The sequence below is a fragment of the Sporolactobacillus terrae genome (assembly GCF_019930545.1).
GTDB classification, from domain to species: Bacteria; Bacillota; Bacilli; order Bacillales; family Sporolactobacillaceae; genus Sporolactobacillus; species Sporolactobacillus terrae.
Genome location: NZ_CP082837.1, coordinates 1,987,568 through 2,007,725, shown reverse-complemented (window position 1 = coordinate 2,007,725; position 20,158 = coordinate 1,987,568). Strand labels below are relative to the sequence as shown.

Sequence of the window (20,158 nt, the reverse complement as noted above, 5' to 3'; positions counted from 1 at the left end):
CTACATTTTTTTATTAAAAAAAGAGTCTCATTTGTTTGAGACTCCGGCTGTTTTTTGGAAGCTTGAACCTTTTCTATGAAGTTGAATCGCTTGTACGGTGCAGCTGATCGAAGTGAGGAACAAGAGGAAAGAGACACCGTAAAAGAGGCCGCCGTTTGGCATGATATTAATCATCAGGTTTCCGCTGATCGGTCCGATCATTGATCCGATGCTGTAACAGATTGTCATAATGATGTTGCCAAGCGGAATTTGTGTTTTATCGAGCAGATCGCTGACAAAGCCCATGCTCATCGAATAAAGCGAGCCGACCATCAACCCTGCTGCCAGCAAGGTGAAGTAGATTCCGTAAAAATAGTCGCAGAGGACGCCGGTGAGAAAAAGGGCAAGCGTTCCAACGCATGTGATGACCGGCAACAAGCGATTGCGTCCCAACCGATCGCCAAGCATGCCGAGCGGAAGCTGCGTAATCAAACCGCCGGTGACGAATGCCGGGAGCAGCACAGACAATGCATTTAAATCGTAGCCGTGCCGGAGCGCGAAGATTGGAAAACTGTTGTTCAAAGAAGTCTCCAGAAATCCGAATGCGAACGTAACCATGAATCCGGACCAGGCGGCCGTAAGTACACGTTTATAACGCGAGAACAGCGTGCTGTTTGACGTAGACTTGTCCTCCATGCATTCAGGATACTCATTTTTCAGCAGAAAAAGCAGAAAAAGGACCAGTGTGCAAAAGATGCCGCTCGTCAGAAAGGGGACGGCGGTTCCATAATCCACGAGGCGGACGAGCATCGGGCCGACGGCAACCCCAATGCCAAACGCAAGTCCGTAAAAAGAGATATTGCGACCGCGGTGGTTGAGTGGGCTGTCAATCGTAATCCAAGTCTGCGCGGCAAAATGGAGCATACTGTCTCCCAAGCCGACACACAGGCGAAGCATGAACCAGAACCAGAGATTCATCCAAATTGGAAAAAGGAAGAGCGGCAAGGTGATCAGTGCAAGCCCGCCGATCAGAAAAATTTTGTATCCGACTTTACGCATCGGTTTTTCCATAAGCGGAATGGCGATCAGCATGCCGATGTAAAGCGATGTTGAGCCCAAACCGTTCCAAATTGATGAAACCCCGCTTCGTTCTAATAGCGATGAAACGAGCGGGAGCAGCATACCTTCGGCCGCTCCCGTAATAAAAACTGAAATAATGAGCAAAGAAAATTGAAATCGCTGATAGGTTGTGTTCATTCTCTGATGTCCTTCTTTTTTTTAGTGACCGCGGCATACACATTTCCGCCAAACACAAGTATACCTGTTTCCAAATCGTTTTTGTTCATGAAAAAAATCTGTTTTATTGCAATCGGCCACGACTTTGTCATAATTTAAGAAGCGCTGCGGTTTGCGACGTACGTTTTTCGACGCGAGGATGCAATGAGAAGCCTTTACAAATGCAGCAATATCGATGAAAATAGAGATACTGCAATAGTCAGGTTTTTCACTACATACAAAAAATTTATTATTAAGATTTGGAAGTGACAATAGATGGTTTACTTTGAAAAATCCGATGCATTGAAACGTTTGCCGAAACAGTTTTTTGCTGATCTGGTTGTAAAAACTAATGCGGCAATTGCCAAGGGCTACGATGTGATTAATTTAGGACAGGGCAATCCGGATCAGCCGACCCCGCCGCATATTGTAAAGTCGCTGCAGGAAGCGGCAGCCAATCCGCTTTATCATAAATACTCGCCGTTTCGCGGCTACGACTTTTTAAAGGAAGCGATTGCGACTTTTTACAAGCGCGAGTATGACGTTTCCATTGACCCGAAGACAGAGGTTGCGATCTTGTTCGGATCGAAAACGGGGCTGGTTGAAATCGGCGAATGTATGCTGAACAGTGGCGACACGGTTCTGATGCCGGATCCGGGTTATCCGGATTATCTGTCCGGTTTTGCGCTGGCTAATCTAAATATGGAAACCATGCCGTTGCGCGCGGAAAATGCCTTCCTGCCGGATTATGCCTCAATGCCTGACCCGCTTCTCGATAAAGCGAAGCTGATGTTCTTGAATTATCCGAACAATCCAACCAGTGCGACCGCACCGGCCGACTTTTTTGAAGAGACGGTCAAGGTTGCTGAAAAGTACAACATCTGCGTGCTGCACGACTTTGCTTACGGTGCGCTCGGGTTTGACGGCAAAAAGCCGCGCAGCTTCTTGCAAACACCGGGAGCAAAAGAAGTCGGCATCGAAACCTACACATTGTCGAAAACCTATAATATGGCCGGATGGCGTGTTGGTTTTGCGCTTGGAAACAAGAGCATTATTGAAGCGATCGAACTTTTTCAGGACCATTATTTTGTAAGTCTGTTCGGCGCGATTCAGGAAGCCAGTGCCAAAGCGCTGCTTGGGCCTCAAGACTGCGTGCGTGAACTGGTTCAACGTTACGAAACGCGCCGCAATGCTTTTTTTGATGCGGCAAAGAAAATCGGTTGGGATGCGGTACCGTCCCAAGGCTCGTTCTTTGGCTGGCTTCCGGTTGCAAAAGGCTTCACCTCCGAATCGTTTTTCGAGTATGTGCTGGACAAAGCCCATGTCGTGCTTGCACCGGGAGTCGGATTTGGAAAAGGCGGCGAAAACTACGTGCGCATTGGTCTGCTCAGCGAACCGGAACGCTTGACCGAAGCCGTTGAACGAATCGGTAAGCTGCATTTATTTGATTAATTAACTTTCACATACGATCGGGAGATACCGCATAACAAGCGGTATCTTTTTTGTAAGGGAAGAAAGTTATGTAGTCAAACTGATAACACAGTGTCTTGACCGAAAGCGGAGGTACTCTGGCGCCTGCGGGATCGCGCGTTGTTGATGCGTGCCAGCGAGACCCCGCAGATTTCTGTTTGTCTGAGGAGGCTCGCGGTGCGCCCGCGGCAAGCGAGTAACCGAAGCGGCGATTCAGCGCTGAAAAGACACGAGCCCATCAAACATGGTTGGAGATTAGGGACCGGGCGCTTTTTGCCCGGTTTTTCTTACAGGTAAAGAAAGTATATGATTTTGGGGGTATCGCAGTGAATATGACTGTGATACCTTTTATTTATGAAACCTAATATTCTTAAACGTATCTTCTTCGATCATCATAGACATTGGGAAGCTTTTAGGAAAAAGTATCAGGGACAGATACGCCCAATTGTCATCAAAGAAGTGGAGAAATTTAAGGATTGTGGAAACCTTAAAAAGGGATTTAAATTGCTGGTTTGCGAAGGTTGTCATGATGTTCGAAAAGTACCTTTTCGATGCAAAGGACGTTTTTGTACCACGTGTTCTATTGGAGAGAGCGAAGAATGGAGCAGACTGCTTGCGGAAGATGTGCTACAAGTCAATCATAGACATGTCATTTTCACAATTGATGAAGGTTTACGTGATGTTTTCCTTTTACACCGGCACTTACTAAAGCCTTTAATGGACGAGGCCGCAAGGCTTATCAAAAACTTTTTTCAGAAGAAAGCGAAAGTGACTCCCGGCATTATTGCTGGTCTCCATACATTTGGATCTCAGCTCAATTTTAATCCGCATGTTCACATGCTTGTGAGTATGGGTGGAATCACTCGCAAAGGAGAATGGAAGTCCTATGACTTCATTCCGTTTAAGATGCTTCGGAAACAGTGGCAGACGGTGGTGCTAAAACTTATTCGTAAACATTTGACTGCGAAAGAGAAGGAGAACGTTCAGCCTCTATTACAGAAAGCTTATTTACAAAATGGAGAAGGTTTCTATGTTCATGCCCCAAGACAACGAGGCCATGTGAAAGAACAACTCCGTTATATTGGTCGCTATATCCGCCGTCCAGCAATTGGACTGAATCGCATCGAAGACTACGATGGTCACAACGTGCCCTTTACGTACAAGGACAAAAGAGACAATCAGGAAAAGCGTTTGACGCTTTCAGTTGAAGCCTTTATTGCACGTTTGATCCGTCATATCCCTGACGAGCAGTTTAAAACGATCCGGCATTATGGCATGTATTCTAGAAAAAATAAAAAATTAAGCAAAAAGTTATTAATGGCATGGCAAAAAGTAACAAAGCGCTGGGTCATCAAGGTAAATAAAGTTCTGCGCAGACGTACATGGAGAGAACGGACGATCGCAACTGGCAATAAAGATCCTCATATTTGTCCTAAATGCGGTAACTATTATGAATACAAGGGAGAAGTCTGCCTTGAAGAAGGCAGGTTAGTCATCAAAGTAGCCCTAGGAAGAACGGCAAGAGAGTATCTAGAGGAGGAGATTCGTTATCTCAACCAAAAAACGACGCAAATCGGTCAAAAAGAAAATCGTGCAAAAAACAAACAAAAAAACCGTACGGTTTTTTTGCCTATCGTGTCATGAGAAAGAAGAAATCCCTACACAAATTGTACGAGAAATGGATCTTATGGATGGTGGAGATTCGATCATTCCCCCTCGGTTTTCATGTGAACAATGTGGAGGAGAAATGTATCCTGAATACTACAAAGGGGTTCACGGCCAGGAATACAGAATTAAAGATTATCTCTAAACAAAAAAGGACCGGGCGTATTTTGCCCGGTTTTTCTTATATAAAAAGAAGCGTGTAAGTGATGAAGGAACAGGATCAGAACTGACGAGGCATTTTGCGGATATTTTTTAGGAGCGCGGCAGAAAATAAGCAAAAAAGGAGTCTTCTGCCTTGAAGAAATTCATGACCTTAATCCTTAGTTGCTCCGTCCTCTTATGTTTTTCGGGTACTGCTGAAGCAAAAAGTACGCTGCCTGCCAAGTTGCCTGAATCGGTGATCGATATTTCAAAGGAGAATACCTACCCGAATCCAGCTCACGATACTTCTGAGCTCGTGCCGAGCGCCCATACCAAGGCATTGCTCAAATCCGCAAATGAAACGATCGAGAATCCAATTCTGATCAAACTGCTAAACGAATCGGCGCTTCATCCATCGAAATGGTCGATTGGTTATTCTGCGCGAATCTATCTTGGTGAATGGCCGCTTAACTATACATCGAAGGAAACCTCAGTGAATTGGGAATACAAGAAGATTAATGATAATGCGGCAGACGCCCGCGGCAGCAAAAGCAGCCAGCAAATCGGCTATCTGCAAGAAGTACAAGCAAAGGTGAATGGCGGTTTGACCTCTGATATTCCAAAGAAAGAAGAAGCCAGCCAGCTAATCTTAGCAAAAACAATGAAAAAAACGCATCTTCCGATTTCCTTTTCGACGATCATCGGTGCCGGAACGAAAATTGATCGTCCGTATCAAGTGCCGTCAAAACGAATTGGCCACCTCTATGGTTACGTGCCGGCAGTTAATGAACGCGGAAAAATTACGTATGGAGAAGTTTTCCTCGTTTTAAAAGGCGGCAGGGCACACATTGAGGTTAAAAACATCATGCAGCAAGGAATCGGAGCCTGGATGCCGATTACCGATCATCTGTCACTGCGCTACGTCGCACAATAAACCGATACAAGCCTTTGTCTGAACCTTTTTCTTAAACTATGCTAAAGTGAAAAGAGAATGGGAGACGGAGGTGCTCACTATGGGACGAGCGACGCATTCGAAAGCAGATCAAGTGATCTATTTAAAAAAACGATTCAAACTGTTGACCCAGGTTTTCGAGGCGTTCGACGCGGAGAACGTCAACGAGAGCGACTTAGCCAGTGTACTTCAGATGATGGATAATCTCGAAGTGAAGATCCGCCGCTTTCGTGAAGATTGGATCGAGAATCGAACAGAAAAATAAGGAAAACATAAAAGACGCGAAAACGGTCACGCTAAGGATATGGAGGGTGATCGTGTGAAAAAAATCGCGTTGGTACTCTTCGTCGCTCTGTTTGGGCTTGTTATCGATCCATTTGGCGCGTTTGCAAAGGACTGGTATTTCAAGCCTGCGAAAAATCATCAACCAGCGACGACAGAACCAGAATATGAAGCTTTATTAAAGAAATATGATGGGATCTATATAGGCGATCCATCGAAAAAGGAATTGTTTTTGACGTTTGACAATGGGTATGAGGCCGGCTATACGGCACACATACTCGATACACTGAAAAAAGAACATGTCCCGGCAACGTTCTTTATCACCGGTCATTATATTTCCGACCAGCCTGAGCTCGTGAAACGGATGGTAAACGAAGGACATATCATCGGCAACCATTCGTGGAGTCATCCGGATTTGGCGAAAATCAGCGATACAAAATACAAAAAAGAATTAGCTAAGTTGAAGGCGCGCTACACGAAGTTAACCGGGAAAACCGAGATGAACTATTTGCGTCCGCCAAGAGGCACTTTCAGCGAGCGGTCGCTCAAGCTTGGTCATGATGAAGGGTATATTAATGTATTTTGGTCTGCAGCCTATCGCGACTGGCTGCGTGATCAGCAACATGGCGCTGATTACGCCTATGACCACATTATGAAACGCATGCACCCAGGCGCCGTTATTCTGCTTCATACGGTTTCCAAAGACAATGCTGAAGCCCTTCCTAAAGTTATTCATGACTTGAAAAAGCAGGGGTACCGTTTCCGTAGTTTGGATGACTTGATGGCAGAACGCGCCCTTCCCTCAAAATTTTGGTGAATCTGCTTAGATACCTCGATCCGAATAAGGATTTGAGGTATTTTTTTACAGGCCAAAAAAAGTATAAGATTCTGCCTGTCTGAGGAGGCTCGTGGCGCGTCCGCGGCAAGCGAGAAACCAAAGCGTACCCGTGCACAAGTGATGAATCAAAGCCGCAGCAAAAGGAACCTTTCTGATTGTAAAGGAACTTTCCTAAAGGAACTTTAAGGAACTTTAAGGAACTTTAAGGAACTTTCGCTAAGTGCGCATACGTCCTGTATGCAACACGAAAGCCATCACATCCTGTGAAAGTACGTCCTGTATGCAATGCGAAAGCCACCGCATCCTGCGGAGGTAAGGACCGGGCGCTTTTTGCTCGGTTTTTCTGTCGATTTGTAAAAAAAAGTTGTAAAAAAAGTTAAGAACAGTATCCACAACGTTATCCACAGATTTGACAAATAGAAAGGTGGGATAAATAGACGATTTACGTCATTAATCCACATAATCCACAATGATTTCGTGATTAATTAACAAAAAAATACACATTTTTACATCCCGTTAATAAAGGATTTTTGGAGGTTATCCACTTATCCACAGAGTTATTGACATTTGCACAACGTATGATCTCGCAAATTCTGAAATATAAATTTAATGAATCGGTGAAAAATAGGCTGGTGCATTAAATTTTTATGAAAAAACGGCTTTTTTTGCTCTTGCTGTTCTTTGCGTTCAATGCATGCATGGGTTTGTGCTATGATATTGATAAAAGTGCTGGAGGATTGATCGATGACGGTGATCACCAGGATACGTACGAATGAAAAAGAACGCGGCTTTTTTGTCGTGGATTTGGCAAGCGATGACGGTCAGAAGCAAAGTTTGGATGTTCATGAGGACGTCCTTGTCCGGGAGGAACTGCGCAAGGGACTTGAGTTGTCGCCGCAAAAACTTAAGCGACTACTTCATGAGGCGTCGGGAATCTTGGCTTATAATGCGGGGGTGCGCTATCTCTCCTATCGGATGCACAGTGTGTCTGAAATGAAGCGCTATTTACAAAAAAAGGAGTTTGGCACGCAGCAAGTGACTTATGCTATCGACCGTTTGAAACATGAGAATTTGCTGGATGACGAAGTCTTTGCGGATTCCTTTATCCGAACGCGGATTCGTACTTCGACCAAGGGACCGCAGCTGATCTATCGCGAATTGCTGCAATCGGGCGTTTCACAATTGATCGCTTCGCGCGCGGATCGACTGTTTCCTGTTGAGGAACAACTTGAACATGCACGCAGGTATTTAGCAAAGCAAACGTCATCGGTTAAAAATAAAAAATCAATGATGGAAGGACGGCTTGTTCTTGCCAGACGGCTGATGCAGCATGGGTATTCACGTGAGATCAGTGATCAGGTTCTTGAAGAGATCACAGACTTTCTAGAGGAAAACGAACGAAATGCGCTGACCGCTCAAGCAGAAAAGGCGATGAAAAAGTACAAGAAGTTTTCCGGTCGCGATTTTACATTAAAAGTGAAAAACTATTTGTATCAAAAAGGATTTCCACTTGATTCAATTAATGCTTTTTTAAGCGAGCGCATCAACGATATATGAATAAAACAACATGAAAAAGGGCTTCTGACATTCATTCAGAAGCCCTTTTCATTCCAAATTGATCAGGAATTGACCTGAGCTAACACTAATTTCTTACGTAGTTTGCGTTCACTGAATACCCAGCCTGTATAGGAACTTTGCACCTTTAGATGATGATCCAGCCAGACCGTCGCGGTGAACGGATAGGTTCCCTTTGAATAGTACCTTAGATCCGTAAACTGAATGACCCAGTGGTTGTTGCGCTGCTCAATGGACCAATGATAGATGGGCGAAAAGGACAGGAAGGCACGCACATTTTTATCATGTGCAGCTGCCTGAATCATTTCGTTGTTTAAATCAATCGGCATCCGATCAAATCGGTCGATCAGCTCTAAGCGTTTACCGCTGATTTTTCCGACATAGTAGTATTTTTCGCTTTCCGCTGCCACATGATAATGAGACCAGCGCATGGTCGGGGACAAATAAACCTTGGTTAGTCCGGGCAGCTGCTGCTTCACATCATTTATGACTTGGTGATGATAAAAGCCGCGGAGCACATAGTACACAACAAGCATTGCATCGATGACGATAAAGGTGACGCCCGCGTGACCAAGCGATTGCCAGATGGCAAATCCGAGAAGATGCATACTAAAAATAAACGGATCAAAGATATTGATGGTCCCCAGTGCAACCCATTTTCCCGTAAACGGGCGAACCGCTTGCGTTCCATACGCATTGAAGATATCGACAAAGACATGAGTGGCGACGGCCGTCAACGTCCAGATCAACAATCCGCTAGGGTTTGCACTTGGAAACATTGCTAAGAGGATCGCCGTAAGAAGCAACGGCCAAAGCAGTGTTGCCGGAATCGAGTGGGTCATCCCGCGATGATTGCGGATGTAAGCCGCATTGTTTTTTAATTTCAGAGCCGTGTCAATGTCGGGAATCACTGAACCTGCGACAACGCCGACCATGACCGCTTGGTAAGTCAGCGGACTCTGCGCGACGGCGGGATCCATGGTTGCGAGTCCCGCTAAGCCAAACCCCATAACAATATGAGTCGCTGTATCCATGAAAAAATTATGTCCTCCCTCTTAAATGAAGAAATCCCTTTTTTCAATGACACGAAGTTGTGTTAATACTTTTATTGTCACACAAAATCAAGGATAATGAAAGGGATATTTGTGCCAATTCAGAGGGAAAATGGAACGAGAAGGGTTGAAAAGAATGAAGGAACAGCAAATACAGCAATTTAATCACGATTTGCTGGATTGGTTTCACCGTAAAGGGCGTAGGCTCCCTTGGCGTAAGACAGATAATCCTTATTATATCTGGATATCCGAAGTGATGCTTCAACAAACTCAAGTGAATACGGTAATTCCTTATTATAACCAATTCATCAAAAAATTTCCTACACCAGAAGCATTAGCAGATGCACCGGAACAAGAGGTGCTCAAATCATGGGAGGGACTTGGTTATTACTCGCGCGCCCGCAATCTTCAGAAAGGTGTACGTGAGATGGTTGCCACCTACAACAGTGAACTTCCGAAAAATAAGTCGGACCTTTTGTCTTTAACGGGGATTGGACCTTATACAGCATCCGCATTAATGAGCATGGCCTATCATGAACCTGAGCCGGCGATTGATGGTAATTTAATGCGCGTCCTCTCGCGCATCTTTTTAATTGATGATGATATTGCGAAGCAAAAAACACGTAAGAAATTTGAAAAGCTAGCAAGCGATTTAATTGTCCAAACAGAACCTGCGTCTTTTAACCAAGCCTTGATGGACCTTGGTGCAATGGTCTGCAGACCGAAGATTGCCGATTGCTCGCAGTGCCCAATCAGCAGCCATTGCCGCGCTTATGAAGAAGGGGTGCAGCTGGAATATCCGGTCAAGAGCGGCAAAGCGAAACCAAGAATGCTTCACTATGCGGTGCTGCTTCTTCTCGATGAACAGGGACGTTTCTTAGTGGAACAACGGCCCGACAGTGGACTTCTTGCCGGAATGTGGCAATTTCCAATGCTTTCGCTTGACGAATACGAAGATGAACAGCAGCAGCAGGCATATAGTCGGGAACGCTTTCAATGCAGCGTCGAACCGCCGGAAGCCGCTTTTTCCTATACGCATCATTTTTCACATTTAATTTGGAAGCTGACGCTGCGGATCGGACGGACACCGTCGCAAATGAAGCTGCGGAAGAGGCAGTGCTGGGCGACAATGAATGAGTTGAAGCGTTTTCCTTTTCCGGTATCGCATCAAAAGGTTATTCGATGGATTGAAAAAAATCGACCGCTTCATACATAACTTTTGCCATTATTGGCAATGGTATTGTGGTGGAGGTGATACGCGATGGCTAAGAATACAAACGCAAACACTGACGTAGCACAAGTAAAAAAGCAAAATGCTCAGGCTAAGAACGGCAAATCAAGCAGTGAATTTGCGAGCGAAACGGATGCTCAGCAAGTTCGTCAGCAAAATCAAAAGTCACAGCAAAAAAAGCAGTAATCACCAAACGTGCGTATGCGTATAAGGACAAAAAAAGCCTTGTTCCAAAAAATGGAACAAGGCTTTTTTTAAAGAAAATAATTTTAGTGTTCTCCGTTATTCTTGTGAGCTTTCTTGTTAAAAAATATTACATGAATGGAACAAGATGATATAATAGCCAAGTACGAGGAGGTGAATTGTTAAAAATGAGTGACCCAGTATTGAAGGTTGAAGGATTGAAGACGTCTTTTTTTACTGATGATGGCGAGGTTCCCGCGGTCGGTGGAATTGACTTCGAAGTAAAAGAAGGAGAAATTCTTGGCATCGTCGGCGAGTCCGGCTGCGGAAAAAGTGTGACCTCGCTTTCTATCATGGGACTGCTGCCCTCACCTCCGGGAAAGATTGTCGGAGGACATATCTATTATCAAGGTGAAGACATCAGTCATGCGAAAGAATCGAAAATGAGAAAACTGCGTGGAAACGAGATTGCGATGATCTTTCAAGAACCGATGACCTCGCTTAATCCTGTTTTTACAATTGGCGAACAACTCGAGGAAGCCATAAAACTACACAATCAGCGTTTACCAAAAAAAGAGATTGAGAATCGTTCGGTAGAACTGTTAAAGCGTGTCGGTCTGCCTAGAGCAAAGGAATTGCTTAAAGAATATCCTCATGAACTTTCCGGCGGGATGCGTCAGCGTGTGATGATCGCGATCGCCATGTCCTGTAATCCAAAGGTTCTGATCGCCGATGAACCGACAACGGCGTTGGATGTGACGATTCAGGCGCAAATTCTTGACTTGATGATCAAGCTGAATAAGGAAACCAACACGGCGATTATTATGATCACCCATGATTTAGGCGTTGTTGCGCAAATGTGTCAGCGAGTCGTCGTGATGTATGCGGGCAAAATTGTTGAAGAAGGACCGGTTAAGGATATATTCAACCATCCAAAGCATCCGTACACGGAGGGATTGATTCAATCAATTCCGGATTTGCACGGAAAAAAAGAACGTCTCTACACAATAAAAGGCAGTGTGCCAAAGCCCGGATCGATTACGAAAGGCTGTCTGTTTGCGCCGCGCTGTGAATTTGTCATGGATAAATGTCGGGTGAACACCCCGGAATTATCCGGAGGCGAGCATAAATCGCGTTGCTTTCTTCATCAGGAGCAAGGCAGAAAGGAAGTCCGCACATGATTGAATCGCTGTTACACGTTGAGAATCTCAAAAAATATTATCCAATTAAAGGCGGGAAATTTGGACGAGTATCCGAAACCGTTCGTGCTGTCGACGGCGTGAGTTTTTCGGTTCGCGAAGGCGAAACGCTAGGGATTGTCGGCGAATCAGGATGCGGGAAGTCGACGACCGGTCGGATGATCATGCGCTTGATTGAGCCAACAGAGGGAAAAATCGTGTTTCAAAACCGAAACCTTATGAATCTCTCAAAAAAAGAGATGCGAAAAGCGCGCAAAGACATTCAGATGATTTTTCAGGATCCGTTTGCTTCTCTAAATCCCCGGCATACGGTTGAACATATCATTGAAGAACCAATGATTGTGCATAACATCGGCGATCGAAAGGAACGTAAAGCGCGTGTTGAAGAATTGCTGGAACTTGTCGGACTGAGCAGTTACCATGCAAAACGCTATCCGCATCAGTTCAGTGGCGGACAGCGCCAGCGGATAGGCATTGCGCGCGCCCTCGCCGTGCGTCCTAAGGTGATCATTGCCGATGAACCGGTTTCTGCGCTCGATGTTTCGGTACAGTCTCAAGTGTTGAACCTGCTTAAAGATCTGCAGGAAAAATTCAACCTCACTTATATTTTTATTGCCCATGATTTAAGTGTTGTCCGTCATATCAGCGACCGGGTTGGTGTGATGTATCTCGGCAAACTGGTTGAACTCTCAGAGAGTGAGCGGCTGTACGATGATCCGAAACATCCGTATACAAAAGCGCTGCTCTCTTCTGTTCCCGTGCCGAATCCGAATGTACAAACGGAGCGAATGATACTGCAAGGCGATGTCCCAAGTCCTGCACATCCACCGGCAGGCTGCAGTTTTCATGACCGCTGCCCGTTTGCAATGGATATCTGTTCTAAAGAACGGCCGCATTTGAAAAAGCTTGAAGACGGCAGGCTGGTTTCCTGCCACTTATACGATTAAGCCAGGCAGCAGCAATTTCGCAAGCAGCACCAGCTGCCGGTGCTCAAAGAGAGGTGAATACATATGTTCTATTATTCCGTGAAACGCATACTGATGCTGATTCCGGTTCTGCTTGGCATGACGCTGATTGTCTTTGCAATCATTCATGCGATTCCGGGAAATCCGGCACTGACCATTCTCGGCACAAAAGCATCACCGGAAGCTGTTCGACAGTTGAATCAGTCATTGGGACTGGATAATCCTTGGTATGTTCAATATTTTTCCTATTTGAAAGATATATTGACTGGAGATTTGGGAACGTCGATTCAGACTCATGCGCCGATTGCAAGCGAGATTTGGCCGCATTTGGCTGCAACGATTGAGCTGTCGTTTGTCGCAATGATCATTGCGATTGTTGTTGGGATCAATGCTGGTATTATCAGTGCATGGAAACAAAACTCGGTGTTCGACTATACGGCGATGATCCTTGCGCTTATCGGTGTGTCGATGCCGGTGTTCTGGCTCGGGCTGCTTGAACAATGGGGATTCTCAATCAAATTGGGATGGCTGCCGTCAATCGGCCGCGATGATATCCGTAACGGTGTCGATCCTATTACGAATCTTTATTTGATTGATACACTTTTGCAAGGACGTCTGGACCAGTTCTGGATGGTCATTCGTCATATGATTTTGCCCTCCATTGCCTTGGCAACCATTCCAACGGCAATCATCGCGCGAATGACACGCTCCAGTATGCTTGAAGTACTGAAATCCGACTATATTCGTACCGCCAAGGCAAAAGGACAGCGGATGGTTTGGATCGTGTACAAATACGCGTTGAAAAATGCGTTTATCCCGATTTTAACGGTTATCGGACTTCAGACTGGACTGCTGCTCGGCGGTGCTATTTTGACGGAAACGATCTTTGGCTGGCCGGGTGTCGGTTTGTACATCTACAACGCCATCCAGTACCGCGATTATCCGGTGATCCAATCCGGAATTTTGATTATTGCCTTCATTTTTGTCATGGTCAATTTCATTGTCGATTTGCTTTATGGACTCATTGATCCGCGTATCAAGTACAAATAAGCCAAATTGATCGAAACAAATCTTCTAACACTAATTGAGAAAAGGAGGTGTCAAGAATGCCGCAAACTGCTCAAGTACATGCTGAAACGCGTGCCGCGAAAGAAAGAAGCCCATTTGTGAACGCAATCAGTGAATTTTGGAAATCCTATCGCAAGAACAAACCGGCTTTGTTTGGGACAGGCATTATCCTTGTCTTTATCCTTCTCGCCATTTTTGCCAACTTTATTGCGCCTCAAGGGATCAATGATCAAAATATAACCAATAAACTGCAGGCGCCATCAGCAGCACATTGGTTTGGCACGGATGATTTCGGCCGCGATATTTTCAGTCGTATCTTATTTGGTGCTCGGCTTTCGCTGCGTGTTGGCTTTCTCGCGGTGATCGGATCGATTGTTGTCGGAACCTTGCTTGGTATTCTGGCCGGCTATTTTGGAAAAGTACTGGACGTTGTCATTTCGCGTCTGTTTGATATTTTGCTTGCTTTCCCAAGTATCCTGCTTTCGATTGCGATTGTTGCCATTCTCGGGCCGTCGCTTAATAATGCATTGGTTGCGATTGCAATTGTCAACGTACCGGTGTTTGGCCGTCTTGTTCGTTCGCGCGTGCTGACGGTAAAAGAGGAAGAATATGTTGTTGCTGCGCGCTCGATCGGTATGGGCGACATGCGCATCATTTTCCATCATATTCTTCCGAACAGTATTGCACCGATTATTGTACAAGGAACATTGAACATTGCGACTGCCATTCTCGATGCCGCTGGTTTAGGTTTTCTGGGAATGGGCGCTGAGGCGCCGCTTCCGGAATGGGGCAAGATGCTGTCCGATTCAAGGGAGTATATTCAGAACGCGCCATGGACCGTACTGTTTCCGGGACTTGCCATTGTCCTTGTCGTCGTCGGGTTCAACCTGATTGGCGATGGGCTGCGCGATGCACTCGATCCGCGGATGAAAAACTAAGTGAACAAATTCTGAGTATTTCTATTGTTTTCTTGTGAAATTATCAGATTAGCTATACAATATTTAAGATTTGTTTTAGAAATATAGATTAGGGGGATTCACATGAAAAAGAAGTATTACAGCGCAGCGTTTGCACTCATTCTATCACTTGCGCTTGTGCTGACCGGTTGCGGCAGCAGCGGCTCTTCAAGCAATTCAGACGCAAACAAGACGCTTGTCTTTGGCCGCGGTGCAGACACAACATCGCTTGACCCGGCTGTGGTTACAGACGGCGAATCATTCCGTATCTCGCAGAATATCTTTGAAACGCTCGTTTCTTATGATTATAAGAATCAGTCGACAAAGATCAAGCCAGGTCTTGCTGAAAGCTGGAAGATTAGTGATGACGGCAAAACGTATACGTTCACGCTCCGCAAGGGCGTTAAATTCTCCGACGGCAGTGCATTCAACGCCGACGCAGTTGTTTACAACTTCGATCGTTGGATGAACGGCAAGGCATCTGGAAAATTCGCTTATTTCCCGTCCATGTTCGGCGGCTATAAGGGCGACAATAGCCTGATTATTGATCGTGTTAAGGCACAGAATGCCACGACGGTTGTCTTTACTTTGAAGAGACCTTCTGCACCATTCCTGCAAAACTTGGCAATGTCTCCATTCGCCATTTCAAGTCCGAAAGCCATTAAAAAATATGGTGACAAATATGGTCAATCTGCCGGCGTAGGTACCGGTCCTTATGTATTTAAGAGCTGGAAGAAAAACAACACAATTACGTTGACAAAGAACAAAAACTACTGGCAAAAAGGTCTTCCAAAACTTGATTCAATTATTTTCAAAGTCATTCCGGATAACAGCGCGCGTTTGAACGCATTGAAGAATGGCGAAATTGATCTTATGGACGGCTTGAACCCAAGTGATATCGATGGCATTAAAGGCAACAAGGATTTCCATGTTTACTATCGTCCGCCGATGAACGTTGCTTATCTCGGCTTTAACGTAACGAAGAAGCCATTTGACAACAAGAAGGTTCGTCAGGCACTGAACATGGCGGTTGACAAGGAAGCGCTGAACAAAGCGTTCTACAATGGACAAGCTGAACCGGCAAAGAACCCAATGCCTCCAGTACTTCTTGGATTTGCTAAGGATCTTAAGGATTATCCATATGACCTGAAGGCAGCGAAGAAATTGCTGGCTGAAGCTGGTTATCCAAATGGGTTCACGACAACGTTGTATACGATGTCCAACCCGCGTGACTACATGCCGCAGCCTGCGAAAACAGCTGAAGCCATTCAAGCAACTTTTGGTAAAATCGGCGTGAAAGTCAAAATCGAAAACGTTGAGTGGTCTTCTTACATTGAAAAGCTGCAAAAAGGCGGCGCGCCAATGTACTTGATGGGCTGGATCGGCGACAATGGTGACCCGGACAACTTCCTCTATACGCTGCTTGATAAAGACAGCGTTGGTACGAACAACTTATCGTTCTACAAGAATGATGAATTGCACAAGATTTTTACTCAAGCACAATCTGAAACGGATAATGCAAAACGTGCGGCGCTGTATGTCAAAGCACAAGAGATTATTCATGAAGATGCCCCTTGGGTACCTCTTGAATATGCAAAAGCAGCACTAGTTGGTAAGAGCACGATCTCCGGATTCGCTCCAAGCCCAACAGGGACAGAACCACTAAGTGATGTAACCGTAAAATAATTTTCGATAACGAAACAAAACCCGCAGTCGTTAAACACGGCTGCGGGTTTTGTTTTGGTCATCACCGGGAAACATCGCCGGTTATTGCGTCAGTTTATGCTGAAATGCATAGATGACCGCTTGCGTGCGGTCTTGGACCTCAAGTTTGCTCAGAATATTGCTGACGTGAACTTTTACCGTTTTTAAAGCAATGAACAGCTCATCAGCAATTTCTTGATTGCTTTTGCCGCGTGCCATCAGCAGCAGCACTTCCATTTCTCGATTGGTCAGATCGTCATGCAGCGCTTTATCCGATCTGTGCTTCATGCGCGCCATAACTTTTTCTGTGACTTCCGGCTCGAGGACGGATTGACCGTTGTAAGTCGAACGAATTGCTTTTGCAATGTCGCTTGCTTTTGAGGTTTTCAGCAAATAGCTGGTTGCACCGGCTTCAATAGCCGGATATACTTTGTCATCATCAAGAAAACTAGTGACAATGATGATTTTGGCTTGCGGCCATTGGTCGATAATTCGTTTCGTTGCTTCAATTCCATCGACCTCTTCCATGACCAGATCCATCAAGACGATATCCGGTCTCAGTTTCAGGACCAGATCAATTGCGTCGCGGCCGTTGTCCGCCTCGCCGACGACATTAATATCCGCTTGCGCGCTCAGGTATGCGGAGACACCGATACGTACCATTTCGTGATCATCAACAAAGACAACATTAATCATTGTTTTCATCCCTTTCAAGGAGCGGCACTTTAATTTCCAGACTAGTGCCTTTATCCGGAACGCTCACGAGTTTAATTTGCGCCCCGATCTGTGCGGAACGTTCGTTTATGTTCTGCAGCCCATAGGAGCCTGGTTTTGTTTTCTTTGCATCGAATCCGATGCCGTCATCGGTCACGCGGAGGATGACAAACCCTTCACGCTTAATCAGCAGAACATCGAGGCTGTGCGCTTTGGCATGGCGAAGCGTGTTGGACACCGTTTCCTGGAGAATGCGGAAGAGCTGATCTTCAATCCCGCGCTTTAGCGAGACCGGTTCGATACTGGCGTTAATGGTCATCGGTACCTTTTGTTTCAATTCAAGCAGCAGTTCTTCCATCCCTTGCTTGAGCGCTTTGCCGTGCAGCTGTACCGGCCGTAAATGAAGGAAGAGCGCCCGCATTTCCAGCTGTGATTGGTGTATGGTCTGCTCCACAAGTTTTAATTGTTTTCCTTCCGGATCATCGGTGTTGGGGCGCAGTTCATTAATGGTTGACATGAGCATTGAGGCAGCGAACAGTTGCTGGCTGACTGAATCGTGAAGCTCGCGGGCAAGCCGATTACGTTCCTCTGAAACAATCTTTTGGATTGCTTTTTCTTCAATCTCTGCCTTGTCGCTTACGGTTTGTTGCGCTGCTTTTGTGAGCGCGCTCATTTTCGTGCTTAGCTGCTTCACGCGGTTCATGACCGGCTCGATCTCGGCTGAACGCGCAGAAAAGGACGCAGCCGCATGGCTTCCTTGACTTAGCTGATCCATCGCGTCACGGATCATCGCCAGCTGGCGGCGCCAATACATCCCTGAAAGCAGCCCGGCAATTCCGCCGACAAATAATGAAAGGATCGGTACGATAAAGAGAAACGGAAGATGCCAGATTTGCCGGCTCCATAACAGCGACCAGTTCGGAAGCGGAAAAGCAAACAGGAACAAAGCGCCAAACAAGATCAGGCAGACAAATGCGAAGCAGGTTCCGGTGACGATCTGGCGTTGAACCACGTTCATACGCGCTGCACCTCCAGACTGCCGGCAAATGCAGAAATCATAATTTTTACCTTTTGCTCTGCTTGCTCATAACCCTCAGTCTGAAGAATCCGTGTATCATGAATCAGCTGAACTTCGTGATGATCGAAGAAATCGACCTTGCCAAGCACCACGGAATAGTGAAGTGCAGTTTCAACGCCATAGGGCACGAGAATGCGCACTCTACCGGCAAGATGGCGGATAAAGATCACCGATTCCTTCTTCGGCAGAATGGTGCGGCTAAGATCAATGATCGTATCCCCGGCACCGGTCTGAATATTGATGTCCTGCCATTCGAAATCATGATCCGGTGTTTCTTGACTGCCGAACCATTTATTGCGCAGCAGCGGCATGCGAACGGAAACGTGCTCCGAGCCGTTTCCAGGATGTTCCATGTCCGGTATGATCCGTGTCGGATGCTTCTTTTTTTGGATGAAATCGATCAGATAGCAAATGAAAAGCGCAATGATGAAGAGCTTAAAGACGAGCAGGTTCAAGAGTGTAAACCCAAGCCCAATCAAGCCGACCCAGAAGAGGATTTTTCCCTTTTGGGTTCGGCGATGGTTGCGCCCATAGTAGATTATGGCCCCGAATAAAAGGGTAGGGAAAAGAAATTCCCAGCCTTCAAAGAGTGTTTGAACGATTATGAGAAGCAGGCAGATCATCATGAACCAGCTGTATCGATCTTTTTTCAGTTGCTCGAACATGGTGCATCATCTGCCTTTCTGCTCTGTATATGTAGTGTGAAAAAAGGCGTTCTCCGCCTTTTTTCATTTTAACATCCTTATGTGGGTCAAGCGAGCGCGTTAAGACGGATTAATTTGCTTTATTTTGCTCAAGTTCGCGTTCGATTTCTCGGATACGCGCATCGATTGTATTATGGTGGTAGTTGCTCGTGACTCTCTGTTCCAGCCGCTCCAGATACAGTTCGCTTTCCTCGAATTTAGAAAAGGATTGCCCGAATGCACGCTCTGGATGGACGACCGTATTCATCCGATTGTTGATGTTTGCAATGTTTTCGCGACTCATCAGTTCCATCCGTTTTAAATGCATGTCCTTCAATTTACGTTTCATGGTCGCATACTTTTGCTCGAGCTGATCTAATTGCTTCACTGTTGTATCATAGGCATTCTTAAGACGTTCGGCCTTCTGCCTGTAATCGTCATGTTCTTTCTCAGCGAATTCCTGCAGCTCGTTCTCCGATGCGCGCGCGGCGATTTCCGCCTGGTGCTGACGTCTCGCTGCCATTTCTGAAGCTTCATGGTACGCTTTGATGAACTGATCTTTGAGCAGATATTGGCGATCAATTAATTCACGCACGCGTTTAACTTCTTTTTCACAGCTGCGCAAATGTTGATTGAGCATCGCAATCGGGTTTTTTTGTTCTTTTTGATCGAGCATATCATTAAGATCTGCAGAAATTGAGTCCTTTAATCGGGTAAAGAGATTACTCATTGTCAGTTGCTCCTTTATATGGATGATTTGTTTGCAAATTCTTTCCATTCTTTTTCAAAGTTGTCAAAGGGATCTTTAGGTTGTGGATCGGCTGTTTTATCGTTCTTTAGTGCTTTATAAGCGACGTAAATTCCGGCAAGCGCAGCCACACCGATTAGTGCCGGAACATTGCCGAGTGAGAAACAAAGGGCGATGATGCCGATGATGCCCCAAAAGAGCTTCACTCCGGTTGAATCTGTTCGGGTAAACTTCTTGAAGGCGAAGTAGAGCACCGCCAAGCTGATGATTAATCCGATCAGCGGTCCCACTTGTGTAAGCAGGATGATCAGGCTGACCGCTCCGAGCAAGTACAAGGCAATTTTTTTCATGTATGTGATCCTCCTTTCCATGACTTAATCATAGAAAAAAGATGCGGCGA

The 20,158-nt window shown here is 45.8% G+C and carries 20 protein-coding genes; 13 read left to right on the top strand and 7 right to left on the bottom strand.

From position 1 onward, the window contains the following. Positions 1–27 precede the first annotated feature (27 nt). The gene (locus K7399_RS09555) at positions 28–1,236 is read right to left on the bottom strand and encodes an MFS transporter (RefSeq protein WP_028977014.1); all 1,209 of its coding nucleotides are present in this window, start codon (positions 1,234–1,236) and stop codon (positions 28–30) included. 294 nt (positions 1,237–1,530) lie between these two features. On the opposite strand from K7399_RS09555, the gene K7399_RS09550 reads away from it, so the two are divergent. The 6 genes from K7399_RS09550 to K7399_RS09525 all read left to right on the top strand — a co-directional run bounded on the left by K7399_RS09550 (position 1,531) and on the right by K7399_RS09525 (position 8,159). Further along, a complete protein-coding gene (locus K7399_RS09550; protein WP_028977015.1) occupies positions 1,531–2,706 on the top strand; it encodes a pyridoxal phosphate-dependent aminotransferase in 1,176 nt (391 codons plus the stop codon). Between the two features lie 372 nt (positions 2,707–3,078). Beyond that, the gene (locus K7399_RS09545; RefSeq protein WP_223362288.1) at positions 3,079–4,368 is read left to right on the top strand and encodes an IS91 family transposase; all 1,290 of its coding nucleotides are present in this window, start codon (positions 3,079–3,081) and stop codon (positions 4,366–4,368) included. A gap of 316 nt (positions 4,369–4,684) precedes the next feature. Then, positions 4,685–5,464 (top strand): YfkD famly protein, encoded by a 780-nt coding sequence (locus K7399_RS09540; protein WP_028977098.1) that lies wholly within the window; start codon positions 4,685–4,687, stop codon positions 5,462–5,464. Between the two features lie 79 nt (positions 5,465–5,543). After that, positions 5,544–5,747 (top strand): SE1561 family protein, encoded by a 204-nt coding sequence (locus tag K7399_RS09535; RefSeq protein WP_028977099.1) that lies wholly within the window; start codon positions 5,544–5,546, stop codon positions 5,745–5,747. A 54-nt stretch (positions 5,748–5,801) separates the two neighbouring features. Next, positions 5,802–6,581, top strand: a complete 780-nt coding sequence (pdaA, locus tag K7399_RS09530; protein ID WP_028977100.1) for a delta-lactam-biosynthetic de-N-acetylase — start codon at positions 5,802–5,804, stop codon at positions 6,579–6,581. Between the two features lie 765 nt (positions 6,582–7,346). After that, on the top strand, positions 7,347–8,159 hold the full coding sequence (locus tag K7399_RS09525; RefSeq protein ID WP_028977101.1) for a RecX family transcriptional regulator: 813 nt from the start codon (positions 7,347–7,349) through the stop codon (positions 8,157–8,159). 62 nt (positions 8,160–8,221) lie between these two features. On the opposite strand, the gene K7399_RS09520 is transcribed toward K7399_RS09525, so the two are convergent. Continuing rightward, on the bottom strand, positions 8,222–9,211 hold the full coding sequence (locus tag K7399_RS09520) for a metal-dependent hydrolase (protein ID WP_028977102.1): 990 nt from the start codon (positions 9,209–9,211) through the stop codon (positions 8,222–8,224). Positions 9,212–9,365: 154 nt separating this feature from the next. Here K7399_RS09520 and mutY point away from each other — a divergent pair, with 154 nt between their 5' ends. The 7 genes from mutY (at position 9,366) to K7399_RS09485 (ending at position 16,517) form a co-directional block, all read left to right on the top strand. Then, entirely contained in the window at positions 9,366–10,445 is a 1,080-nt protein-coding gene (gene mutY, locus K7399_RS09515) for an A/G-specific adenine glycosylase (RefSeq protein ID WP_051577934.1), read from the top strand. Positions 10,446–10,490: 45 nt separating this feature from the next. Then, positions 10,491–10,646 carry a gamma-type small acid-soluble spore protein gene (locus K7399_RS09510; RefSeq protein WP_028977104.1) on the top strand — a complete coding sequence of 52 codons (156 nt, stop codon included), beginning with the start codon at positions 10,491–10,493 and terminating at the stop codon, positions 10,644–10,646. 185 nt (positions 10,647–10,831) lie between these two features. Beyond that, entirely contained in the window at positions 10,832–11,824 is a 993-nt protein-coding gene (locus tag K7399_RS09505) for an ABC transporter ATP-binding protein (RefSeq protein ID WP_028977105.1), read from the top strand. Further along, entirely contained in the window at positions 11,821–12,789 is a 969-nt protein-coding gene (locus K7399_RS09500; RefSeq protein WP_028977106.1) for an ABC transporter ATP-binding protein, read from the top strand. The genes K7399_RS09505 and K7399_RS09500 overlap by 4 nt, the downstream gene beginning before the upstream one ends. A 63-nt stretch (positions 12,790–12,852) precedes the next feature. Further along, entirely contained in the window at positions 12,853–13,857 is a 1,005-nt protein-coding gene (locus tag K7399_RS09495; RefSeq protein WP_028977107.1) for an ABC transporter permease, read from the top strand. 56 nt (positions 13,858–13,913) lie between these two features. Next, entirely contained in the window at positions 13,914–14,813 is a 900-nt protein-coding gene (locus K7399_RS09490; RefSeq protein ID WP_028977108.1) for an ABC transporter permease, read from the top strand. 102 nt (positions 14,814–14,915) lie between these two features. Next, entirely contained in the window at positions 14,916–16,517 is a 1,602-nt protein-coding gene (locus K7399_RS09485) for an ABC transporter substrate-binding protein (protein WP_028977109.1), read from the top strand. A gap of 81 nt (positions 16,518–16,598) precedes the next feature. On the opposite strand, the gene K7399_RS09480 is transcribed toward K7399_RS09485, so the two are convergent. The 5 genes from K7399_RS09480 to K7399_RS09460 form a co-directional block, all read right to left on the bottom strand. Beyond that, positions 16,599–17,231, bottom strand: a complete 633-nt coding sequence (locus K7399_RS09480; RefSeq protein ID WP_010026081.1) for a response regulator transcription factor — start codon at positions 17,229–17,231, stop codon at positions 16,599–16,601. After that, positions 17,224–18,267 carry a sensor histidine kinase gene (locus K7399_RS09475; protein WP_028977110.1) on the bottom strand — a complete coding sequence of 348 codons (1,044 nt, stop codon included), beginning with the start codon at positions 18,265–18,267 and terminating at the stop codon, positions 17,224–17,226. Before K7399_RS09475 ends, K7399_RS09480 begins: the two co-directional genes overlap by 8 nt. After that, positions 18,264–18,992: a cell wall-active antibiotics response protein LiaF gene (gene liaF / locus K7399_RS09470; protein WP_028977111.1), complete on the bottom strand. Its 729-nt coding sequence runs from the start codon at positions 18,990–18,992 to the stop codon at positions 18,264–18,266. The genes K7399_RS09475 and liaF overlap by 4 nt, the downstream gene beginning before the upstream one ends. 109 nt (positions 18,993–19,101) lie before the next feature. Continuing rightward, positions 19,102–19,740, bottom strand: coding sequence for a PspA/IM30 family protein (locus tag K7399_RS09465; RefSeq protein ID WP_010026077.1), 639 nt, complete (start codon positions 19,738–19,740; stop codon positions 19,102–19,104). A gap of 14 nt (positions 19,741–19,754) precedes the next feature. After that, positions 19,755–20,108 carry a lmo0954 family membrane protein gene (locus K7399_RS09460; RefSeq protein ID WP_010026076.1) on the bottom strand — a complete coding sequence of 118 codons (354 nt, stop codon included), beginning with the start codon at positions 20,106–20,108 and terminating at the stop codon, positions 19,755–19,757. Positions 20,109–20,158: the final 50 nt, after the last annotated feature.

Coding starts and splice junctions, on each gene's coding strand:
- K7399_RS09510 (WP_028977104.1), top strand. CDS start 10,491: ATGGCTAAGAATACAAACGCAAACACTGACGTAGCACAAGTAAAAAAG.
- K7399_RS09460 (WP_010026076.1), bottom strand. CDS start 20,108: ATGAAAAAAATTGCCTTGTACTTGCTCGGAGCGGTCAGCCTGATCATC.
- K7399_RS09545 (WP_223362288.1), top strand. CDS start 3,079: ATGAAACCTAATATTCTTAAACGTATCTTCTTCGATCATCATAGACAT.
- K7399_RS09525 (WP_028977101.1), top strand. CDS start 7,347: ATGACGGTGATCACCAGGATACGTACGAATGAAAAAGAACGCGGCTTT.
- K7399_RS09555 (WP_028977014.1), bottom strand. CDS start 1,236: ATGAACACAACCTATCAGCGATTTCAATTTTCTTTGCTCATTATTTCA.
- K7399_RS09475 (WP_028977110.1), bottom strand. CDS start 18,267: ATGAACGTGGTTCAACGCCAGATCGTCACCGGAACCTGCTTCGCATTT.
- K7399_RS09480 (WP_010026081.1), bottom strand. CDS start 17,231: ATGATTAATGTTGTCTTTGTTGATGATCACGAAATGGTACGTATCGGT.
- K7399_RS09505 (WP_028977105.1), top strand. CDS start 10,832: ATGAGTGACCCAGTATTGAAGGTTGAAGGATTGAAGACGTCTTTTTTT.
- K7399_RS09500 (WP_028977106.1), top strand. CDS start 11,821: ATGATTGAATCGCTGTTACACGTTGAGAATCTCAAAAAATATTATCCA.
- liaF (WP_028977111.1), bottom strand. CDS start 18,992: ATGTTCGAGCAACTGAAAAAAGATCGATACAGCTGGTTCATGATGATC.
- K7399_RS09495 (WP_028977107.1), top strand. CDS start 12,853: ATGTTCTATTATTCCGTGAAACGCATACTGATGCTGATTCCGGTTCTG.
- K7399_RS09485 (WP_028977109.1), top strand. CDS start 14,916: ATGAAAAAGAAGTATTACAGCGCAGCGTTTGCACTCATTCTATCACTT.
- mutY (WP_051577934.1), top strand. CDS start 9,366: ATGAAGGAACAGCAAATACAGCAATTTAATCACGATTTGCTGGATTGG.
- K7399_RS09520 (WP_028977102.1), bottom strand. CDS start 9,211: ATGGATACAGCGACTCATATTGTTATGGGGTTTGGCTTAGCGGGACTC.
- K7399_RS09465 (WP_010026077.1), bottom strand. CDS start 19,740: ATGAGTAATCTCTTTACCCGATTAAAGGACTCAATTTCTGCAGATCTT.
- K7399_RS09550 (WP_028977015.1), top strand. CDS start 1,531: ATGGTTTACTTTGAAAAATCCGATGCATTGAAACGTTTGCCGAAACAG.
- K7399_RS09535 (WP_028977099.1), top strand. CDS start 5,544: ATGGGACGAGCGACGCATTCGAAAGCAGATCAAGTGATCTATTTAAAA.
- K7399_RS09490 (WP_028977108.1), top strand. CDS start 13,914: ATGCCGCAAACTGCTCAAGTACATGCTGAAACGCGTGCCGCGAAAGAA.